Origin of the sequence: Streptomyces sp. NBC_00286, assembly GCF_036173125.1 — a bacterium.
Taxonomy (GTDB): Bacteria; Actinomycetota; Actinomycetes; order Streptomycetales; family Streptomycetaceae; genus Streptomyces.
This window is the reverse complement of the sequence record NZ_CP108054.1, coordinates 6,814,781-6,835,819: the sequence shown is the minus strand read 5'-3', so window position 1 is coordinate 6,835,819 and position 21,039 is coordinate 6,814,781. Positions and strand designations below refer to the sequence as shown.

Below are 21,039 nucleotides of genomic sequence, written 5' to 3'. Positions count from 1 at the left end.
CGCGGGGGTCGCCTCGCCCGAGGGAGACCTCAGGCGTCAGAGGTTGCTGAAGTCCGGCCCCTTCGTCCGCGTGCGCTTGATCTCGTAGAAGCCGGGGACCGAGGCGACGGCGAGGGTGCCGTCCCAGAGGCGGGCGGCCTCCTCGCCCTTGGGGGCGGGGGTGACGACCGGGCCGAAGAAGGCGATCTGCTCGCCGTCGGCGCCGGGGACGGCGATGACCGGGGTGCCGACCTCCTGGCCGACCTTGTCGATGCCCTCCTTGTGGGAGGCGCGCAGCTCGGCGTCGAACTCGAAGTCCTCCTGGTCGGCGTAGTCGATGAGGTCGGCGGGCAGGCCGACGTCGGCGAGGGCGCCGGCGATCGCCTCGACGGTCGGGCCCTCGTCGTTGTTGTGGATGCGGGTGCCGAGGGCGGTGTAGAGGGGGCCGAGGATGTCGGCGCCGTGCTTCTGCCAGGCCGCGGTCACCACGCGTACCGGCTTCCACGCCTTGGTCGCGAGCATCTCCCGGTACTCCTCGGGCAGCTCGTCGATCTTGTCCTCGTTCAGCACCGCGAGGCTCATGATGTGCCAGCGGACCTCGATGTCGCGGACTTTCTCCACCTCAAGGACCCAGCGCGAGGTCATCCACGCCCAGGGACACAGTGGGTCGAACCAGAAGTCGACGGGGGTCTTGGCGGAGCTCGTTGCGGCCTCGGACATGGCTCTCCTCGAAAACGCGGTCATGACGGGTGACAAGTACAGGGGACGGCTGAGCCTGTTCTTGAACCCGCAACCACCCCCTTCCCCGTCCTATTCCCTGATGCCCGTTGTCAGTGCCCCATGCGAGGATCAATGCAGTTCGAAGGAGTCATGCCGCCAGTCATGCAGTGACAAGGGAGTGCCGCCAGTGCCCGGTGAGAATCTGTCCCGCGACGAGGCCCGCGAGCGGGCCGCCCTGCTGTCCGTCGACGGGTACGAGGTGTCGCTCGACCTGCGCTCCGCCGTGGGCGGCACGGACGCTGGGCCGCGGACGTTCCGTTCGGTGACGACCATCCGCTTCCGCTGCGCCGAGCCGGGCGCCACGAGCTTCGCGGACCTGATCGCGCCGAGCGTCACCGCCGTCTCCCTCAACGGCAAGGATCTCGATCCGGGCGCGGTCTTCGACGGTTCCCGCATCCTCCTGGAGGACCTCGGCGACGACAACGAACTCGTGGTCGACGCCCAGTGCGCCTACAGCCGCACGGGCGAGGGCCTGCACCGTTTCGTCGACCCCGAGGACGGCGAGGTCTACCTCTACACGCAGTACGAACCGGCCGACTCCCGCCGCGTCTTCGCCAACTTCGAGCAGCCGGACCTCAAGGCCCCCTTCCGGTTCGAAGTCCGGGCCCCCGAGGGCTGGGTCGCGTGGAGCAACGGCGTGGGTGAACTGCACGACGGGGTATGGCGGTTCGCAGAGACGCGGCCCATCTCGACGTACATCACGGCGATCGTCGCCGGCCCGTACCACTATGTGACGGACCACTACTCCCGCACCTTCGACGACGGTACGACGCTGGAGATCCCCCTCGGCGCCCTGTGCCGCAAGGGCCTCGCCAGGCACTTCGACGCCGACGACGTGTTCCTGGTGACCAAGCAGGGGCTCGACTTCTTCCACGACCACTTCGACTACCCGTACCCGTTCGGGAAGTACGACCAGGCGTTCGTGCCGGAGTACAACCTGGGCGCGATGGAGAACCCGGGCTGTGTGACGTTCCGCGAGGAGTTCATCTTCCGCGGCAAGGTGACACAGGCGTCGTACGAGCGGCGGGCGAACGTCATCCTGCACGAGATGGCGCATATGTGGTTCGGCGACCTGGTCACCATGGAGTGGTGGGACGACCTGTGGCTCAAGGAGTCCTTCGCGGACTTCATGGGCTCCTTCTCCATGGTCGAGGCGACCCGGTTCACCAACGGCTGGATCACCTTCGCCAACAACCGCAAGTCCTGGGCGTACCGCGCAGATCAGCTGCCCTCCACGCACCCGATCACGGCCGACATCCGTGACCTGGAGGACGCCAAGCTGAACTTCGACGGGATCACGTACGCCAAGGGGGCGTCGGTTCTCAAGCAGTTGGTGGCGTACGTCGGGCGGGACGCCTTCCTGGAGGGCGCGCGGCGCTACTTCAAGCGGAACGCGTACGGGAACACGCGGCTCGGGGACCTGTTGTCTGTCCTGGAGGAGACGAGCGGGCGTGACATGGCCGCCTGGTCGCGGGCCTGGCTGCAGACGGCCGGTGTCAACTCCCTTATGCCGCAGGTGTTGTTGAGCACCGAGGGGCGGATCGATGAGCTCTCGATCCTCCAGGAGGCCACTGTGACTGCCCCGGCGGACCATCCTGAACTGCGGCCGCACCGGGTGGCGGTGGGCCTGTACCGGCGGTCTGGCGAGGGTGCGCTGGAGCGGTACGCGCGCGCGGAGGTGGACGTCGACGGGCCGCGTACGGTCGTGGCGGAGCTGGCCGGGGCCGAGGCTCCCGAGCTGGTGCTGGTGAACGACGACGACCTGACGTACTGCAAGATCCGTTTCGACGAGGGCTCGCTGGCGACGCTGCGGGAGCGGCTCGGTGAGATGAGCGATCCGCTGGCGCGTGCGCTGTGCTGGTCGGCGTTGTGGAACCTGACGCGGGACGCCCTGATGCCGGCCCGGGACTTCATCGACCTCGTCCTGCGTTTCGCGGGCCGCGAGTCCGACATCGGTGTGCTCCAGATGCTGCACGCGTGGGCGAACTCCGCGCTCACGCATTACGCGGCTCCTGAATGGCGGTACGTCGGCGGGCAGTTGCTCGCGGAGGGTGCGCTGCGGGAGCTGCGGGCGGCCGAACCGGGCAGCCAGCATCAGCTGACGTGGGCCCGGTTCTTCGCGGCGGTCGCATCGAGTGAGGCCGAACTGGGGCTGTTGCGGGGCCTGTTGGAGGGTACCGACAAGATCGAAGGGCTGGGGGTGGACCAGGAGCTGCGCTGGGCGTTCCTGGATCCGCTGGCCTCGCACGGGGTCGCTGACGAGGGTGTGCTTGCCGCGGAGCTCGCCCGTGACGACACGGCTTCGGGGAAGCGGCATCAGGTTCGGTGCCTTGCGGCGCGGCCGTCCGCCGCGGTGAAGGCCCAGGCGTGGGCGGCCGTTGTCGAGTCGGACAAGCTGTCCAATGCGCTGGTGGAGGCGACGATCGCGGGGTTTGCGCAGCCGTCGCAGCGGGGGCTTGGGGCGCCTTATGTCGCCAAGTACTTCGATGCGATCGAGCGCGTCTGGGAAGAGCGGTCCATCCAGATCGCGATGGATGTGGTCAAGGGCCTGTTTCCGTCCTTGCAGGACTCGGAGGCGACGCTGGCTGCGACGGATGCGTGGCTCTCCGAGCATGGGGCGGCGGCTCCGGCGCTGCGGCGGCTTGTGCTTGAGGCTCGGGATGACTTGGCGCGGGCGTTGCGTGCGCAGGCTTGTGACTTGGCCGCCGCCGGGTAGGGGTTCGCCCTCGGGGCACCGGGAGCCGTCAACAGGTGTTGACAGGCATAACAGTTACGGAATGCTGGTAATCGGAGCCGTAACCCCCATACGGACCAGGGGGTTTCGGTCGTCGAACGCTTGCACTTTAGGGCTGGGGTGTCCGGGTTATTCGACGGGGATGTAACAGCGGTTAATGGGCCGGGCGGGTGCGGGAGATTCGGGGGCATGAACCACAACACCCCTCTTTCCCCCCGTCCCTTGAGCCACCTGTCCGACGCCCGGCGGCGCGTACTGACCAACGCGCAGCTGAGGGCGCACGGCGTGACCAACGCCGAGATCAACGAGCAGTGCCGGCCGGGTGGCGCCTGGCAGCAGTTCCTGCCCGGTGTCTGTCTGCTGCACCCCGGCCCGCCCACCGGTGAGGAGCGGCTGCACGCGGTCCTGATGTACGCGACCCGCTCAGCGTTCCGTGAGCCGCCCCTGAGAGCGCAGGGCATCCCGACTCAACCGGCCGCCGCCGGGCCCGGCGCGCAGGAACCGCCCGCACCGCAGCGGTACCCCGACGCGATGATCACCGGCCTTGCGGCCCTCACGCTGTACGGCTTCTCCTCCGCGCCCTCGCTGCTGTCGCTGGACCGCATCGATGTCCTCGTACCGCGTCTGCGCCGGCTCCGCTCGACGGGCTGCGCACGTATCGTCCGGGCGCCCGCGCTGCCGAAGCCCGAGGAGGTCACCGGGCTCCCGGTGGCACCCGTTCCGCGCGCGCTGGCCGACGCCGTCGCCGAGCTCTCGGAGGCGGGCACCGTACGGCGTCTGCTGACCGAGGCGGTACGCGGCGGCCACTGTGAACCGGGCGCCGTCGTACGGGAGTTGAGCCAGGCCCGGCTGCTGAACCGGCCGCACGTCGTGGACGCCGTCGACACCCTGCTCGCCGAGGGCCGGGCCATCGCCGAGGACCACCTGTATCGCATGGTCCGCGAACACGGCCTGCCCGACCCCGTCTGGAACGTGGACCTGTGCCTGCCCGGCGGCCCGCACCTGGGCGGCCTCGACGCGTACTGGCCCGAACAGGCCGTGGCCCTCGAACTGGACACCCGGGCTCCCCGCCAGGACGACGACGCGCTGTGGTCGGAGTACGCCCGTAAGCGCGAGCACCTGGAGCGGCTCGGTATCACCGTCGTCCACCTCACCCCGCGGAAGCTGCGCGATGCGCTGGACCAGCAGGCGGCCGTCGTACGGACCGCGCTGATGGCGGCGTGCGACCGCGATCCGTCGGCGTATGTGGTGGTGCTGCCCCGGTGACCTGTGGGGGCCACCGGCCACAGCCACTGGCCACGGTCACCGGCCACCCCCTGGGCATCTGGTGGCCCCCACATCACGGTCGGCCGGTCACTCAGTCACCTGCTGGCCGGTCACTCGGTCATCATCACCGCCGACCGGTCACTCCGGTCGGCCAGTCCCATCACTGAGTCCGCTCGCTCAGGCCCATCACCCAGTCCGCTCGCTCAGTCGACGATGGCCCCGCAGGAGATGTTCACGTCCGTCGCGGTGAGCGTGCGCGCCCGGTCTGAGGCCACGAAGGCAGCCACGTCGCCCACATCCGCGAGGGTCGCGGCACGGCCGAGCTGGGTCTCCATGACGAGGCTCTCGGTGATCTCCTCCTTGCCGGGGAACCCATCGGGGATGCTCTCCGGCACACCGCCCGACTTCAGGGTGACCACACGGATGCCGTGTGGACCCAGCTCGACGGCCCACTGACGCCGCAGCCCCTCGAGCGCGTCCAGGGCGATCTTGAAGCCGCCGAGGCCGGGCATCGTCTGCGTACCGCCGCCCCCGAAGGCGAGGATGACCCCCGAGCCGCGGGCGGTCATGTGCCGGGCCGCCGCCCGGGTCGTCAGGAACTGCGAGTGCATCGCGTGCGTGATCGGCTGCAGAAAGTCCGCCACCGAGATCTCCATCAGCGGCTGCTGCACATCGCCGACGCCGATGGCGTTGAACGAGACATCGATCCGCCCGGCCCGCGCGGCCACGCTGTCGACGAAGTCGTCCACCGCCGCCTCGTCCAGGGCATCGACCACAGCCGTATCCGCGGTACCGCCTGCACCGCGAATATCCCCGGCGACCGACTCGAGCGACGCCGCCGTACGCCCGGCGAGAAAAACCCGCGCCCCCTCCCGGGCAAAGGCCCGGGCCGCCGCCCCACCGATGGAACCGCCGGCCCCGTACACCACGGCGGCCTTCTCCCTCAGCAACATGATCGAACTCCGTTCTCTCCTGATCGACTACAGGCTTACCGGCTTACCGGCTGCCGACCGAAGCCGGCAGATCCAGCTCACACCGGGTACGTCGGAGCCGCTCGCCGGATTTCGACACGTACAGGCAAGGCGGTTTTCGGTCACCGGTCGGCGTCGAAGCGGAGCTGGGGAAGCCTCCGGTGGCGGGAGCGCGGGACGCGCCCTATGGGATCGGCGGCGGGGCGAGACGTCGGCGGTGGGCGGTGGCACCATGCGGAGGCGACAGAGCATGGGCGGGGGTGGGTGCGCCGTGAAGCGGGTGTTCGTGGGGCGGGGCGAGGAGCTCGCCGTGCTGGAGGGGGCGAGGGAGCGGGCGCGCGCCGGGCAGCCGCAGCGGGTGCTGGTGGAGGGCCCGGAGGGCATCGGTAAGACCGCGCTCGTACGGCGATTTCTCGCGGGAGTGCCGCATGTCCTGTACGCGGAGGGCGAGGACGCCGGGACCGGGCCGGCCTTCGGTGTGCTGGAGCAGCTCATCGGGCCCGGGCGCTGGACGGATCCTGGTTCCGCCGGCGCCGCGCTGGTGGACGCGCTCCAGGAGACGCTCCGGAAGGGCGGGGGCGTCGGCGAGGACGCGGTGACCGTCGTGGTGGACGACGCCCAGTGGGCCGGGTCGGCCTCGCTGCGTGCGCTCGGTTTCGCGGTGCGCAGGCTGCGTGCCGTACGGGTCCTGGTCGTCGTGGTGACCAGGGATATCGCCGACCCTCGTATCCCGGAGGGTCTGCGCCGGCTCTTCACGGCCGACGCCGCCGTCCGTATCCGGCTCGAAGGGCTGGAACCCGCCGCGCTCCGCGCTCTCGGCGATGCCCTGGGCCCCGTCCGGCTCACCGTCCGTGCCGCCGGCAGGCTGTGCGAGCACACCGGCGGCAACCCGCTGTACGCGCGGGCCCTGATGGAGCAGGAGGGGCCCGGACTGGTCGAGGCGCTCGAACGTACCGACATCACCCCGCCCGCCCCCAAGTCGTGCGTCGAGCTCGCCCTGGCCCGGCTCGGCTCGTGCACCGCTGAGGCGGAAGCGCTGGTGGCCGCCGCGAGCGCCCTCGGCCGGTGCTGCACCCTCGCCGACGCCGCCCGCCTCGCCGACCTCGCCGATCCGCTGCCCGCGCTCGAACAGGCCGTACGCACCGGGCTGTTGACCGAGCGGCAGGGCGACCCCGTCGTCCGCTTCCCGCACCCGATCGTGCAGGCCGCCGTCTACCACGGGCTCGGCCCGGCCCGCCGCCGCGCCCTGCACCACCGGGCCGCCTCGCTCAGCGGTGACGAGGAGACCGCCCTGCACCACCGGGCCTGCGCCGCGACCGGCCCCGCCCCGCAGCTCGCCGCCGAACTCGCGGCGCACGGACGCCGGTCGGCCGCCGAGGAGCGGTGGGAGAAGGCCGCGCGTCAACTGTCCGCGGCGGCCAGGCTGGCGCCCGACCGGGCGGCGTACGAGCAGTACACGCTGGAGTCCGTGGAGTGCAGGCTGCTCGCGGGGGACGTACCGGACAGCGCCGAACTCACCGAGCGCATCAGGGAGTTCACCGAGAGCGGCTGGCGCAGCTATCTGCTGGGACGGCTCTGCCCGGCCGCCCCGGACCGCGCCGAGGTGCTGCTGCGGGACGCCTGGCGGCGCTGCGACCCGGATGCCGACCGGGACGACCGGGTGCTCGCCGCCCGGATCGCGGGCCGGTTCGCGGCCCTGTACGGGAGCGTCGCGCGCGGCACGGAAGCCGCCAACTGGGCGCGCCTGGCCCTGCGCCTCGCACCGGAGGCGACCGCCACCGACACCGTCCGCTACCTGGCGCTCGCCGGTATGGCGACGAGCGGCGGCGCGGCCCACGCCCTCGGCGAACTGGGCCCGCTGCCCGACCCCGCCGTGGCGTCACCCGCCCAGCTCCAGGAACTCATGGGCCGCGGCACCCTAAAGGTGTTCACCGGCGATCTCACCGGTGCCCTGCGCGACCTGACCGGGGTCTTCGCGGCGACGCACGACCGGAAGTCGGCGCGGGCGGCTGCTGCGCCGCCGGCACCGGCGAGGCCCCCCGTCGACGGCCGGGCGTACTCGGCGTCCTTCCGTATCACGGCCGCGGGCGCGCTCGCCGCCGCCGAGTACCTGGCGGGCCGCTGGGACGACGTGCTCGCCCACTGCGAACTGGCCCTCTCGCTCGCCGACGACAGCGGCAGCGGCAGCGGCCGGCCGCATTCCACGCCGTACTGCCGGATGCTCGCCGCCCTCACCCACGCCGCCCGCGGCTCCTCCGCCGAGGCACACGCCCAGGTGCGCGGGATGCGCGAGGACACCGGTCCGGGCGGCGCATGCCCTGCCGTGTGGACGGCGCTTGCCGAGGCACACCTGGCGCGGACCCTTGGTCGTCCCGAGGACGTCGTCGGCGCCCTGGCCCCGCTGCTCCCGCCGAGCGAACAGGACACCTCCGGCTCCTTCGACGAGCCGGGCGCCGTGCCCTGGCCGGACCTTCTCGCCGACGCGTGGACCGAGCTCGGGGACCATCGACGGGCGGCTCAACTCCTCGGCCAGTACGAGGCTTTGGCCGTACGACGCGACCATCCGGCCGCGCTGATGCGGGCGGCCCGGAGCCGGGGCACCCTGGCGGCGGCCCGCGGGGACCCGGCCGCCGCCGAGAGCGCCTTCCGCTCGGCGCTGCGGCACGCCCACCGCGCCCAGGAGCCGTTCGGCCGCGCGCTGGTGCACCTCGCGTACGGGCAGTTCCTGCGCCGGGTGGCCAAGCGAACTCCGGCCGCGGAGCAGTTGCGTACGGCCCGGTGCCTGCTCGTACGACTCGACGCCCGGCCCGATCTGGCGTGCTGCGAACGGGAGTTGGCGGCCTGCGGCCTGGACACCCCCGCGCGCGGTACGGACGTCGCTCCCCTCAAGGCGGATGCCGCGCCGCTCACCGCGCAGGAGTTGGTGGTCGCCCGCCGGGTGGCGGCCGGGCTGACCAACCGCCAGGTGGCGCGGGAGCTGGTGATCAGTCCCAAGACCGTCGAGTTCCACCTGGGGCGGATCTACGCCAAGCTCGGCGTCGCCTCGCGCACCCGGCTCGCCGTGCTGCTGGCGGCGGGGAACGAGGCGGCGCTGCAGGGTCGTAACTGAGACTGCACTGGCGATGGGGGCGAAGAACATGCCCAGGGTCGTAACTGAGGCTGCCCGGGGCGGAATTGAGGCTTCCGGGGGAGGACTGGGGATTCTCCCGGGTCCTTCCCCAGGTCCGCCCCCGGCACCGTCGGCCTAGCGTCTGGCCTCGTGCCATCACAGGCCATCACAGGCCATCACAGGCCGCCGCAGGCCATCAGGGGCCGGGCCTCTCGGGGCCGGCCGGCCCTATGGCCATCTGGGGGAAGGATTCGCATGGCCAACACCACCGACAACAAAGAAATGATCGTCACCGGCATACCCAGCGCCAAGGTCAAAGCCATCGCCGAACGCGTCGCGCTGGAATTCCAGCTCGCCGCCGACAAGGTGGCCGCGCATCACGCGGAGCCCGGCAAGTACCCGATGCCGTCCGACGCCAGGAGCACCGAGCAGATACTCGCCCGGCGTTTCCGTACGCTGCCCGAAGCCCAGCAGAAGCAGGCCGCGGACCGGATCGCGGTGGAGCTGCGGGGCGGTGCGGCGCGTGCCAAGCGGCTCGGCGACCTCGCCAAGGTCGACCTCAAGTCGTCGTCCGGTGTCGACGAGCAGGTCCGTAAGACTCCGCTCCCGACGCGGATGAAGTTCCCTGTCGAGGAACTGCAGCGGATGTCCGACGCGCTGATCGGCCCGATGACAGCCCAGGAGGTGGCGTCCGCGGCGGCCTTCCCGGAACTGCGCAACCTGGAGCTGCGGATCCACCGGGTCAAGTGCGTGGACGAGACGAGCGAGATCGGCAAGGACGAGATCGACCTGGGCGGCACGTCCGTGGACGAGGACGGCGACACCAAGAAGGTCTCGGCGTTCCGGGTGCGCAGCTTCAGCACCGGGACCGTGCAGACGTACTCGCCGCCGAGGCGCTTCACCCACTTCAGCCTCACCGAGCAGAGCAAGGTCACGTTCCCCAAGACGTACTTCGTCACGCTGGTCCTCGCGGAGGTCGACTGGGGCGGCCTCGCCGACTTCCTCAACGAACTCCTCGACAAGGTGAAGGCCAAGGTCGCCGCGGCGCTCGCGGCCGCCATCGGCGGCGCGATCGGCTCCCCCGGCGGGCCCCTCGGCATCGCCATCGGGGTCGCGGTGGGCTTCGTGGTCGGCCTGGTCTTCGACTACCTCAAGGGCCTGTGGGGCGACGAGGTCTTCAAGCCGATCACGGTCAGCGCCACCATCTCGTCGCTGACCAGCCGCTTCCCCGGCGGCCAGGACAACAGCACGGACCGCACCCTCGACTTCAAGGGCCACGGCGGTCACTACCAGCTGAAGTACGACTGGCGAAAGTACAACTGACCACCTGAGGACGGGGGCAGAAAGAGGGCCGTCACCCGACTGTCCCGCCGGGTGACGGCCCTCCGGCGCACCACTGGCCGGGCGGGCCGATGGTGGCGGATTCAGACCCGCTGGGTGAGCGACGTCAGACTCGCTCCAGGGGCCGGTGCGGGCCACTGGGAAGCTCCGCCGCGATCGTGTCGCCGGGCCGCACCACGCCGCCCTCCTTCACGATGCTCATGATTCCGGACTTGCGCACGATGTTCCCGGCCTCATCACGGCCGACGACCTGCTTCAGCAGCCCGTCCTGGAAGTTGTCGATCTGCAGGCAGGGATTGCGCAGGCCGGTCACCTCCAGCACCGCACCATCGCCGATACGCAGCAGCGTGCCGACCGGCAGGCCGAGCAGATCGATGCCGCGGGTGGTGATGTTCTCACCGAGGTCACCGGGCACCACGTTGAATCCCTCCGCACCGACCTCGGCGAAGAGCTCTTCATGGATGAGATGAACCTGGCGCAGATTCGGCTGAGTCGGATCCTGCGCGACCCGCGAACGATGCTTGACCGTCACGCCGGCATGCACGTCACCCTCCACGCCGAACCCGGCCAGCAACGTGATGCTGTCCCGGTTCGGCTTGGTGAACGAGTACTCGCCGTTGCTGCTGACCGCCGTAACTATCCCGCTCGTCATCCCCGAAGCCCCCTCTTCAACGACCTGATCAGCCACGACCCTAACTCTTACGTCCCCTTACGTCGTGCCCGGCGATCATTGAGCCGTACCCGCCAACAGCCAGCGCCGTACGGGAACTTCGAGCAGTACGCGGTCCACGCCCGGTGTGTACGGGGCGGAGACATCCCAACCTCCGTACTTCACCCTGAAGGCATCCGTGATCTCCGCGGCGAACGATCCTCGGTGCAGCACCGCCTCTCCCTCGGCGACGACGGGAAGCCGGCCGTCCTCCAACGCCAGGGAGACCCGCGAGAACTTCTCGATATTGCGGACCTTGACCGAACCCACGTCCGTGCCGATCCACCAACTGCCCCGCAGGAAGACGAACCAGACCGGCGTCACATGGGGAGACCCGTCCGGCCGCACGGTGCACAGCCAGACGTTCTTCTCCAGTGCCAGTCGGTCGCGAACAGCCACAGGCAGAGACTCGGATTCACTCATACCCCCATCTCACCCGCACGCCCGCGAGAACGCCTCGGTCCGGCGGCCCAGACGCCTCGGACTTCCGCCCTACTCCCCCGGGGTCAGGCCGTGTCCGGTCGACATGAGCGAGTCGGATCCGATAACTCCGTAGCTCACGGAGCCACGGGAGCCCGGAATCGCCCGGACGACCACGCCGCCGGGTGCCACGCACGCCGCGAGCGCGGCAGTGGCAGGGAAATGTCTCGCCCTCCGGATGCAGCGGACCGTACCGTCGTCCCCATGAAGCTGCTCTCCGTCAATGTCGGCAGGCCCCGCCCCAACCCATGGAAGGGCCTCAGCGCGACAGGCATCGACAAGCGGCCCGTCGACGGCCCGGTCGCCGTCATCGCCCCCGGTCCCAAGGGCACCGGCGCAGTCGGTCTCGATGGCGACCGGGTCTACGACGTGAAGCACCACGGCGGCTCCGACCAGGCCGTCTACGCGTATGCCCGCGAGGATCTCGACGGATGGGAGACCAAGTTGGGCAGGCCGCTTGCCAACGGTGTCTTCGGGGAGAACCTCACGACCATCGGCCTCGACGTCAACGGCGCCCTGATCGGCGAGCGCTGGCGCATCGGGCCGGACGTCGTCCTGGAGGTGTCGTGCGCGCGGATCCCGTGCGCGACGTTCCAGGGCTGGCTGGAGCGTGACGGTTGGATCAAGCGGTTCACGCAGGCCGCGCTGCCGGGCGCGTATCTGCGCGTGATCGAGCCGGGGGACATCCGCGCTGCCGATCCGGTCGAGATCGTGCACCGCCCTGACCACGACGTGACCGTCGCGCTCGTCTTCCGTGCGATGACACGTGAACCGGAGCTGCTGCCCCGGCTGCTGGTCGCCGACGCGTTGCCGGAGGAGAGCAAGGATCTGGTCCGCAGGCGTACGACCGCATAGGTGACCGATTTCAGGGGGATCGTCGGCTGCCCCGGGCGGCTGCGTGCTTCCGGCCTGGGCTCCCAGCACTGACGCCGACAGCGGCGGAGACAACGGGCAGGCGACGGGTCGAGGGCTTGGGGGCTTGGGGGCTTGGGGGCTTGGGGGCTTGGGGGCTTGGGGGCTTGGGGGCTTGGGGGCTTGGGGGCTTGGGGGCTTGGGGGCTTGGGGGCTTGGGGGCTTGGGGGCTTGGGGGCAGGATGCTGACCGGGATTGTGATCGACGCGCTGGATGTCACGCGCCTGGACCGCTTCTGGCTGGACGCGACGCGGGGCCTAACGGGCGGCCTGCAATTGCGGTTCGTGCCGACCGCGAAGCCGAAGGCGGAGCTCAAGAACCGGCTCCACCTCGACCTGGCCGGGGGGCCGGACAGGGAGGCCGAGGTGGCGCGCCTGCTCACACTCGGTGCGACGCGGGTCGACATCGGCCAGGGAGATGTCCCGTGGGACGTGCTGGCCGATCCGGAGGGCAACGAGTTCTGCGTGCTGCGTCCCGGACACCCCGGCGTACTCGCCGACTCCGGCCTCGCCGCCATTTGCCTTGACGTCGCCGAGGAGGACCGCTACGCGCAGTGGGCCTTCTGGCAGTCCCAGGCCGACTGGCAGGTGGTCGAGTCCCACAACTGGGGTGTCCGGCTGCGCCGGAGGCCCACCAGCACGGTCTCGTTGGTGATGGGGCCACCTGCGGCGCCGAAGGCGGCGCGGAACAGGCTGCGGCTGGAAGTCACCCAACGTGACTGGGAATCCGGCGAATTCCTCGACCCCGGCGGAAACGAGTTCCACGTCACGGGCTGACCCCACCTTCCATGGAGTCAAGCCATGTCCGGTCGACATGACGGTCATGTCCACGGAGGAGGTGTGCGCTGCGGATGTGACACATCAGGGAGATCTGTAACGCCTTCGCGGAATTACCTGCCGGTGGGCCGCCGCCGTACACCACGTGCGCGGACGCGGCCGCCCCGCCACGTCCCTCATGTGCCTGACGTACGCAGCTTGGGTACAGCCAGCCGGGCTCGGACTGTCTTTCCGACCTCCGGCCGCAGGAACCACACGAGGTCGTCAGCGAGTTGGGCGACGACGAGGAGGCCCCGGCCACCTTCGCCGTCGGGCGCGACACCCGGCTTGGGCGCCGCCCGCACCGGATCCGAGACCTCGACGATCAGTCCGCCGTCCTCCAACTCGGCCAGCCGCAGCCACAGTTCATGACCCACGACCCGCGCATGCTGCACGGCGTTGGCGACGAGTTCCGAGGCGACCAGTACGGCGTCGTCGATGTCGCCGGTCCAGTTCCACATCGTCAGTCGGCGGCGGACGTGGAGCCGGGCGAGCCGAACGCTGCGGAGGGTCATGGGGTAGCCCATCGACCAGTCGTGGGTGAGGAGGGCGGGGGTCTCGGGGTTGGGCATGAGGTTCCTTTCGCGCTGGCTGCCCAACAACGGTGACAGTGACTCGTGTTCGAGTTCCATCGAATGCCGCCTGATTAATCAGCAGAAGAGAAAGTGGACTATGCGCCGATCTACGCAACTGGCTGCACGACCTGCACACGGGGTGCCACACTCGGTACACAGCACCAGGTGACACGCACGACAGCACGAGGACGATGCACATGGCCGCCAAGCGTGGACGGACTGGACAGCGACTGGAACTGGGCCTTCAGCTACGCCAGTTGCGAGAGAACTGCGGTCTCGGCGACCGGGGCGGGGGCTTCACGCGCAAGCAGGCGGTTCAGGGACTGCGCATCTCCGAGGCCTCGCTCCAACGGATCGAATCCGGGTCGCTGAACTTCCGCAACGTGAGCGACCTGAGGAAGCTGCTCGACAAGTACGGCGTCACCGATGAAGCCGTCATCGAGTCACTCATCAACCTCAACCGGGAGTCCTCCAATCAGGACTGGCTGACACAGCACCGCGGTCTGATGCCCTCCGGAATGCCGGGATTTGTTGGGCTTGAGCCCGAGGCCCGCAGCATGAAGGCGTACCACCCCACGCTTGTGTACGGCCTGCTCCAGACTGAGCGGTACGCGCGCGCCATCCATGAGGTGCAGAAGCCGATCGAGGAGACCACGACGGAGATGATCCGGAACAGCGTGGAGCTTCGGATGAAACGCCAGGAGATCCTCACCCGGGAGGAACCGGTCAGGCTGCACGCTGTCCTTGGGGAGGCCGCACTGCGGTACCCCGTCGGAGGCGCAGAGGTGATGCGCGAGCAGTACGCAAAGCTCGCGGAGCTGTCGACCTGGGACCATGTCACGCTCCAGGTGCTGCCGTTCCGCTGGGGATACCGAACCACCAATGACTTCGCGATCCTCGACTTCGGCGACCAACTGCCGTCCCGTATCCAGCTGGACAGCTCCTGGGGCACAGTCTCCACCTCGGACAAGCCTCGCGAGGTCGACCGGTTCACCCGGCGGTTCGAATCCATGGTCGCCTCTGCGTTGCCTCCCGAGGACACTCCCGAATTCGTGAACCGCCTAGAACGAGAGCTGTAGATCCATGAACGTTCGCTTCACCGCCCCCCAGCTCGCCCCCGAAAGCGCCTGGCGCAAGTCGTCGTACAGCGACGGTATGGGCAACAACTGCGTTGAGGTCGCCCACCTAACCCCGGGCAAGGGGACCGGCGTCCGCGACTCCAAGAACCCCACCGGCCCCGCTCTCCTCGTCCCCCCCACGGCCTGGACAACCTTCGTCACTCACATCCGCGAGACAGCCTCAGGCAACTGACGAGTGACCACCCGACTGCGGTTCACCGTCTCCGCCCCCGTCGTGGGCGGTGAAAATAAACGCCGACGTGTCGCCGTCCAGATCGATGGTCAGCGCAGCGTCCAGCGCCTTGGCCAGGCGAGTGAGCAGAGGCAGGGTGGGGACGGAGTCGCCGCCCTCGATGTTGGAGATCTGCGGCTGGGTCATGCCCGCCCGGCGCGCCAGCTCGGTCTGCGACAGACCTAGCTCGGTGCGCCGGTCATGGACCGCCTGCCCCAAGGCGAACGCGTACCCGGCCTCCACGTAGGCCGGAGATTCCTCGACGGACTCCCCCAGCAGCTTCCTGGTCCGCCGGGTCTTCCACTGGGAGTGGTTCACGGCCGCTCCTCCTCGATCCGCTCAAAGCTGTGCTCCGCAGGACCGTGATCGGCCTCGCACACCTTCTGTGCTTGCCGGGCACGCTCGACCTCGGCCGTCTCGCGCTGCCTGGTCTTCGGAACACCGTCAACAACACGATGCGCCTATCCGGAGCGAGCCAGTACGTGATGCGTACGGCGTTGCCCTCCATGAGGAAGCGAAGCTCGCGCACTTTACCGCCGAGGTGACGGGAGTACGGCTCCCCAAGCATGGCCGACTGTGCCGCGAGCATGTCGGCGGCCCGTTCGGCCTTGCCGTACTGGGCGTCCGAGAGGAGCTCCAGCCACTGTCGGACTTCGGGCTCGATCTCGATCTGCCATGGGTCGCTCACAGCCGCCACTATGCAGAAATCCATATAGCGAGGCACGGCAGTGGCTAGTTCAGCGGTTCGCTCAGCTCGATGGAGCGCAAAGCCGCCGCCAGTGCCTGTTCGTCGCCGATGTCGAGGGCCGTGTCGGTCAGCTTGATGACGTGTTCGTCGCCGTGCGCCAGGGCCCGTTCGAAGACTTCTTCTGGGGTGGAGGTGCCCGGTGGGGTGTACGCGACCGGGGCGTGGGGTGCGTACATCGCGGTCACCGCCGCGGATGCCGTCCAGGCAGCCCGCAGGCTCGGTACCCACAGGGCATGCGGGAGCGCGGGGAGGGTGCGCAGGACGGCGTTGGGGGCCGTGGCCGCGTGGACCAGCATTGTCTCCTCGCCGTGGCCGTGGGTGGCGTACCGGTGGGTGGCCGCCCGCACCAGTTCGCTGAGGCGGCGGCGCGCCTCATTCGCGTCCGTGATCGCGGGCGCCCACACCGGCAGGCCCGTGACGCGGCCGAGCCGGGCGGCGAAGCCGCCGTCCCGTTCGGCGATGGGCGTCACCGCATCGAGGGCCACGGCTGCGCTGTCGGCGCCGGGCAACGGAGCGACATCTGTGACGGAGTGGTAGCGGGCGGCCCAATAGCCGAGGCCGTGGGCGAGCTCGGCCAGACGCGGCTCGGTGTCCTCGCCGACCAGAAGAGTGCGCACAGCGTGACCCACCCTGATCACCGGATGCGTCGAGCCGCCGTACATGCCGGGCAGGAGACGGGGCCACCACTCGGTCAGCACCTCACGCCAGGGACGCCCGGCGATCTCACGGCCGAAGTAGTCAATCCAGTCGGCGGCGCGGCGGGCCTCGCCAAGAGCTAAGCGCCAGTTGGCGTTCGTGACGGGCTCGATGCCGGACGGGAACTCTTCAAGCTTGCGTGCATAGAGGTCGAGCCACCGGTGCACCGAGTCGGCCTGACCATGCGCGGCCAGGGCCTCAACGGCCATCGGCGCGTGGTTGGTGAGCCGCCCAAGCCGCTCCGGCCCTGAACTGTGCAGTCGCTGGAGCGCCTCGTCGAGAATGCCCGTTGGATCCATGGCGAGGACGGTAGGCGAGGCGGCACGGCGGCGTAACAGGCTGAAGACCTAGGACCGGGCCTAGGTCCAGCCACCGAAACAGCGCCCGCTGCAACCCCACGTTTGACGACAGGTCCTAGCTCGACCACGGTGGGTCGCTGCCCCTCATCGAGGGCAGCGCCATTCGTCTGGTCGTCGAGCGAGATCGAGGATGCCTGGGCCCCGACCTGCACAGTACGCGGACGCGCTACTCGCCGCAGAACTCCGCCTCGATCACCGCCCCGCTGTCCCCCGCCCAGTCCCCGTTGAAGTTGAACGAGAGTGAGTGGCGGCCGTCTGCTGTCGTGACGGCTTCCGAGAGGGAGCCGTGGATGCCGCCGCCGTGGCCCCAGACGGTGATTCCGCAGCTCAGCTTGGTTGCCGACAGGCCGAGGCCGTACTCGAGGTTGGGGGAACCGTCGACCTTCACCGTCTTCTTCATCTCGGCGAGTTGGGCCTTGGGGAGCAACTTGCCGCGCAGGAGGGCGGAGTAGAAGCGGTTCAGGTCGCCGGAGTCGGAGATCATGTCGCCCGAGCCGCCGGCGAGCGTGGCGTTCAGTTCCGTGACGTCGTACGTCGGGCCGGTCGTGGTCTCGGCGAGCTTGCCGTACGCCCTGCTGCTGGGTCCCGGCACCTTCGGATACGTACCGGGGACGAACGTGGCGTGCAGGCCGAGGGGTTCGGTGATGCGGTCGTGGATCTCGTCCCCGTACGAGTTGCCCGTGGCGCTCTCGATGACCATCGCGGCCAGGGTGTAATTGGTGTTCGAGTAGTTCCAGGACGCGCCGGGCGCGAAGTCCGGCTTGTGGGACATCGCGATCTCGACGAGCTGCCCGAGGGTCGCCGTGTCGTAACGGTGCTTGAAGAAGCCGTCCTTGAGGAAGGCCTTCCGTACGAACTCGTCATCCGCCGTGTAGTTGAAGATGCCGCTCGTGTGGTTGAGGAGCTGGCGGAGGGTCACCTTGCTGCCGTCGTGGCCGTTGCCGCGGACCACGCCGGGGAGCCACTTGTCGACCTTGTCGTCGAGCGAGAGCCTGCCCTCCGCTTCCAGTTGGAGCAGCACCGTCGACACGAAGGTCTTGGTGATGCTGCCGACGCGGTAGCGGTCGTGGGCGGAGCGCGGCTGCTTGGTCTTGAGGTTGCCTACGCCCGAAGTGGCCTTCCAGACCCCGTACTTGTCCTTGACCTGCCCGGCGACACCGGGGACGCCGTCCTTCACGGCGGCGTCCATCGCTTCCTGGGTCGCACTGTGCGTTCTGGTGGCCGGGGATGGAGCGGTCACTGTGGGTTCGGCCATCGCGGGGGCAGCCACCGCGGCGGATGCGGTGAGCGACGCCGCGGTGAGTGCGGCAGCGCCCACCAGTGCGATACGGAGCGTGCGTGATGCGGTCATGTGCCGGTACGTCCCTTCCGTCGGAGGGTGATCGACGGAAGGGACACCGTAGCTGGGCACGTGGGTTGACTGCCCTTTGGGGGTTGGGCGTTTTTGAGCCTCGTCGCCCCGTCTCCCCGTTCCAGGAACTACCCCTTGTTCAGGACCAGTTCCGTGTTCCGGTCCCCCGGATCGCCCGAGAGGGTCGAGCGAGAGCCCGGGGCGTTGAAGGACAACTCGCGGTAGAGGGCCGCGAGGCCGGTCTGGGTGAGGTCGGCGAAATCCGTGCGGTGCGGGGCCGCGGATTCGATGAGGGTGGTGAAGAGGGAGATCGTGCCGTCGTGGTTGTCGACTACCTCGATGACGCGGGCCAGTTGGGGGAAGTCGATGTGGGAGGCCGTGGAGATCTCCCAGAAGGAGCGGTTGCCGGGGGCGGGGTGCGGGGTGATGTTGTTCTTGTGGCTGTGGCCGTTCACCCAGGCCAGCGTGGAGCGGTAGCTGCCGAGGAGGGCGAGGACCTCGTCGCCGCCGTGGCGGCGCTCGCCGGGGTGGTTGGGGTCCTCGCGGAGGTTGCGCATCGTCTTGCTGGTGTGGTGGCTGAAGACGATGACGTGTTCCTTGTTCTGCTCGGCTGTCTTCAACGTCCGCTCCAGCCAACGCAGTTGGGCCGTGCCCAGCGAGCCCTCGTAGTGGCCGCCGGGGTCGGTGCTGTCGAGGCTGACGCCGAGCAGGTCGTCCGCGATGCGGAAGGTGTAGTACTGGGTCTTCGCGGCGAGGTTCGCCTGCGAGTAGCCGTGTCCGATGGGGCCGGGGCCCGTGTGCGCCGGGTCGAGGTGGGCCTGGAGGTATTCGGCGGCCGTGAAGGGGGCGCGCCCCTCGTCCGGGGTGACCGAACGCATCTTCCGCGCCTGCGACTTGAGCATCTCCTTGAAGGCGGAGCCCTTGGGGTCGCCGCCCTTCTTGACGTTCTTCCAGATGGCGGCGCCGACCGACTCGTCCAGCGACATCAGCTTCTTGCCGCCGACGGCGTACTCGGCGAAGAAGGGGTCGCCGGGCGCGTAGCAACCGCCGGGCAGGGAGTCGTGGTTGCCCACCGTGGAGTACCAGGGCAGGTTGAGGCCGGGGCTCTGCAGTTCGCGTACGGCGGCGGCGAGGAAGCCGTCGATCTTCGGGAAGCCGAGCTGCTTGTCGCCGTCGCGGACGTCCGCGTCGGGCTGCCAGTACAACTTGAGTCCGCTGTTCTGGACGCCCTCGTAGCCCTTCGGATCACCGGAGTTGGGGGTGATACGGCCGCCGCTCATCGTCTTCAGGAACCAGTCCAGCTCCGTCTTGGCGTTGTTGTCGGTGTTGTCGCCGGTGGTCATCACGAAGTGCAGCGGGGAACCGGTGACCGGGGCGCCGCGCAGCGCGTTCACCCGCTCGACCAGCGAGACCGCGCCGGCCACCGACAGCGACTCCTGCGGACGCCAGGCGCTGGCGGTCTGGGCGCGCAGGTACTCGTACCGCAGCGGGTGCTGTACGTCGACGATGTGCAGGTCGGTGAACTGTACGAACGCGGCGAGCGCGGTGCGGCGTTCGCCGCGGCCCGCCTTGGGCGCGGCCAGGTCGCCGCGGACGACGCGCTGCCAGGCGGGTCCGTCGCCGAGCCGCCGGAAGCCGGTGGAGCCCTGCGGCGCCGCGACGGAGCCGAGTGTGGTGCCGCGGGTGTACGGCATGAGGGGCGCGGCGGGTGCCTGCCGGGACGACAGGGCGACGGCCTGTCCCTGGTCGGCGGCGGGGACGGTGCTCCCGCCGCGGTCCGGGCGGAGCGCGAAGCCGATACCCGCGGAGAGTGACACCGCCCCGGTGGCGGCCAGGAAGGCGCGGCGGTCACGAACGGATGTGGCGACAGAGCGTATGCGCGACATGGCGCGATCTCCCCGAGTGCGAACGCGTCAGCAGTGGTCGCGGGCGGTTCGCTGACGCGAACTACCCGCTCACAATGGATCGTTGGCACCGGGAGTGACCTGTGCGTTAACTGAACGGCAACGGGCAACGCCGATCACCGTACGTGGATCTTGGTTACCCTCCGCGTCCACCGACCCCTCGTCGAACGGAGGGGAGGCGGTCACTCCGTGTTCACTTTCCTGGGTACGGAACCTATTTCTCGGACACCGGCAGCCCCGCCGTACGCCCCACCGCGGGCCGCTCCCGCCAGAGCGCGAGCCCCACATCGACGAGCCCGACCCGCTCCAGATCAGGCACCTTGTCCAGCGGATGCCAGGCCGCCATATCCGTTGATCCGCCGGTCTCGTGGCGGAGTTCGCCTCCGGTGACGCGGGCCTCGTAGACGATCCGCAGGCCCTGGAAGTCGGCGGCCGTGCCGAGTCGGCGCGGATAGCTGCGGCGGATGGAGTCGACGCCGAGCAGCGCGACGGGCTCGACCGCGTACCCGGTCTCCTCCTCGGCCTCGCGGATCACGGTGTCGTACGGATCCTCCCCGTGATCCATCCCGCCACCGGGCAGTGTCCACCGCTTACTTCCGTCCGCCGCCACCAAGCGCGCGAGCAACACCCGCCCGTCCCGCACGCATACGGCGTAGGCCGCCACCCTCAACTCCTTGTGCATGCACTGACGTTACGGGAGAGAGGGGATGGGGCACCTCCCGCTCGAGCGGAGCCGAGAGTGGGGGACGGTGAGTACTCGGGGGCCGGCCAGCGCAGAGGGCTCAGTCGTCGAGCCCACGCGGCGGAACCGCACATCGATACAGCCCCGCGTCCCTGAAGGGGCGCCCGCCTGTGGGCAACCAAGTCAAATGCGACGCGTCCGCTTATGACGCCCTATCAACTCCATGGCGCATGGCGGGATTGCGCCACCTTACTCTCGAGTACCTGCCACCCCTCCCC

The 21,039-nt window shown here is 69.5% G+C and carries 18 protein-coding genes and 1 pseudogene; 8 read left to right on the top strand and 11 right to left on the bottom strand.

Annotation, left to right across the window (positions count from 1 at the left end; translation table 11 throughout):
• Positions 1-36 precede the first annotated feature (36 nt).
• A complete protein-coding gene (locus OHT21_RS31105) occupies positions 37-699 on the bottom strand; it encodes a mycothiol-dependent nitroreductase Rv2466c family protein (RefSeq protein WP_328771587.1) in 663 nt (220 codons plus the stop codon).
• Positions 700-886: 187 nt separating this feature from the next.
• Here OHT21_RS31105 and pepN point away from each other — a divergent pair, with 187 nt between their 5' ends.
• Both pepN and OHT21_RS31095 read left to right on the top strand, forming a co-directional pair.
• Entirely contained in the window at positions 887-3,475 is a 2,589-nt protein-coding gene (gene pepN, locus OHT21_RS31100) for an aminopeptidase N (RefSeq protein WP_328771586.1), read from the top strand.
• A 207-nt stretch (positions 3,476-3,682) separates the two neighbouring features.
• Complete coding sequence (locus OHT21_RS31095) at positions 3,683-4,759, top strand: hypothetical protein (RefSeq protein ID WP_328771585.1); 1,077 nt, start codon at positions 3,683-3,685, stop codon at positions 4,757-4,759.
• 203 nt (positions 4,760-4,962) lie between these two features.
• On the opposite strand, the gene OHT21_RS31090 is transcribed toward OHT21_RS31095, so the two are convergent.
• Positions 4,963-5,712 (bottom strand): SDR family NAD(P)-dependent oxidoreductase, encoded by a 750-nt coding sequence (locus tag OHT21_RS31090; protein WP_328771584.1) that lies wholly within the window; start codon positions 5,710-5,712, stop codon positions 4,963-4,965.
• A 289-nt stretch (positions 5,713-6,001) separates the two neighbouring features.
• On the opposite strand from OHT21_RS31090, the gene OHT21_RS31085 reads away from it, so the two are divergent.
• Positions 6,002-8,839 carry a helix-turn-helix transcriptional regulator gene (locus OHT21_RS31085; protein ID WP_328771583.1) on the top strand — a complete coding sequence of 946 codons (2,838 nt, stop codon included), beginning with the start codon at positions 6,002-6,004 and terminating at the stop codon, positions 8,837-8,839.
• A gap of 255 nt (positions 8,840-9,094) precedes the next feature.
• Positions 9,095-10,162, top strand: a complete 1,068-nt coding sequence (locus OHT21_RS31080) for a hypothetical protein (RefSeq protein WP_328771582.1) — start codon at positions 9,095-9,097, stop codon at positions 10,160-10,162.
• A 124-nt stretch (positions 10,163-10,286) separates the two neighbouring features.
• On the opposite strand, the gene OHT21_RS31075 is transcribed toward OHT21_RS31080, so the two are convergent.
• The gene (locus OHT21_RS31075) at positions 10,287-10,832 is read right to left on the bottom strand and encodes an MOSC domain-containing protein (RefSeq protein WP_328774290.1); all 546 of its coding nucleotides are present in this window, start codon (positions 10,830-10,832) and stop codon (positions 10,287-10,289) included.
• A 75-nt stretch (positions 10,833-10,907) separates the two neighbouring features.
• Positions 10,908-11,288, bottom strand: coding sequence for a pyridoxamine 5'-phosphate oxidase family protein (locus OHT21_RS31070; protein WP_328771581.1), 381 nt, complete (start codon positions 11,286-11,288; stop codon positions 10,908-10,910).
• A 285-nt stretch (positions 11,289-11,573) separates the two neighbouring features.
• Between OHT21_RS31070 and OHT21_RS31065 the strand changes: the two genes are divergently transcribed.
• Both OHT21_RS31065 and OHT21_RS31060 read left to right on the top strand, forming a co-directional pair.
• A complete protein-coding gene (locus tag OHT21_RS31065) occupies positions 11,574-12,224 on the top strand; it encodes an MOSC domain-containing protein (RefSeq protein ID WP_328771580.1) in 651 nt (216 codons plus the stop codon).
• A gap of 239 nt (positions 12,225-12,463) precedes the next feature.
• The gene (locus OHT21_RS31060) at positions 12,464-13,057 is read left to right on the top strand and encodes a VOC family protein (protein ID WP_328771579.1); all 594 of its coding nucleotides are present in this window, start codon (positions 12,464-12,466) and stop codon (positions 13,055-13,057) included.
• Positions 13,058-13,233: 176 nt separating this feature from the next.
• On the opposite strand, the gene OHT21_RS31055 is transcribed toward OHT21_RS31060, so the two are convergent.
• A complete protein-coding gene (locus OHT21_RS31055) occupies positions 13,234-13,668 on the bottom strand; it encodes an ATP-binding protein (protein ID WP_328771578.1) in 435 nt (144 codons plus the stop codon).
• Positions 13,669-13,868: 200 nt separating this feature from the next.
• Between OHT21_RS31055 and OHT21_RS31050 the strand changes: the two genes are divergently transcribed.
• Together OHT21_RS31050 and OHT21_RS31045 are read left to right on the top strand one after the other, a co-directional pair.
• Positions 13,869-14,750 (top strand): helix-turn-helix domain-containing protein, encoded by an 882-nt coding sequence (locus tag OHT21_RS31050; RefSeq protein WP_328771577.1) that lies wholly within the window; start codon positions 13,869-13,871, stop codon positions 14,748-14,750.
• A gap of 4 nt (positions 14,751-14,754) precedes the next feature.
• Positions 14,755-14,982, top strand: a complete 228-nt coding sequence (locus tag OHT21_RS31045) for a DUF397 domain-containing protein (RefSeq protein ID WP_328771576.1) — start codon at positions 14,755-14,757, stop codon at positions 14,980-14,982.
• On the opposite strand, the gene OHT21_RS31040 is transcribed toward OHT21_RS31045, so the two are convergent.
• From OHT21_RS31040 to OHT21_RS31015, 6 genes and pseudogenes are all read right to left on the bottom strand, one after another.
• Positions 14,971-15,339 carry a helix-turn-helix domain-containing protein gene (locus tag OHT21_RS31040; protein WP_328771575.1) on the bottom strand — a complete coding sequence of 123 codons (369 nt, stop codon included), beginning with the start codon at positions 15,337-15,339 and terminating at the stop codon, positions 14,971-14,973. The two genes, OHT21_RS31045 and OHT21_RS31040, sit on opposite strands and share 12 nt — an antisense overlap.
• Positions 15,336-15,709 (bottom strand): annotated as a pseudogene (locus tag OHT21_RS31035) (type II toxin-antitoxin system RelE/ParE family toxin). Before OHT21_RS31035 ends, OHT21_RS31040 begins: the two are co-directional and overlap by 4 nt.
• A gap of 44 nt (positions 15,710-15,753) precedes the next feature.
• Entirely contained in the window at positions 15,754-16,764 is a 1,011-nt protein-coding gene (locus tag OHT21_RS31030; RefSeq protein WP_328771574.1) for a questin oxidase family protein, read from the bottom strand.
• Positions 16,765-16,990: 226 nt separating this feature from the next.
• Positions 16,991-18,175: a serine hydrolase domain-containing protein gene (locus OHT21_RS31025; RefSeq protein WP_328771573.1), complete on the bottom strand. Its 1,185-nt coding sequence runs from the start codon at positions 18,173-18,175 to the stop codon at positions 16,991-16,993.
• 128 nt (positions 18,176-18,303) lie between these two features.
• Positions 18,304-20,061, bottom strand: coding sequence for a TIGR03767 family metallophosphoesterase (locus tag OHT21_RS31020; RefSeq protein WP_328771572.1), 1,758 nt, complete (start codon positions 20,059-20,061; stop codon positions 18,304-18,306).
• A 232-nt stretch (positions 20,062-20,293) separates the two neighbouring features.
• Positions 20,294-20,761, bottom strand: a complete 468-nt coding sequence (locus tag OHT21_RS31015) for an NUDIX hydrolase (protein WP_328771571.1) — start codon at positions 20,759-20,761, stop codon at positions 20,294-20,296.
• Positions 20,762-21,039 lie beyond the last annotated feature (278 nt).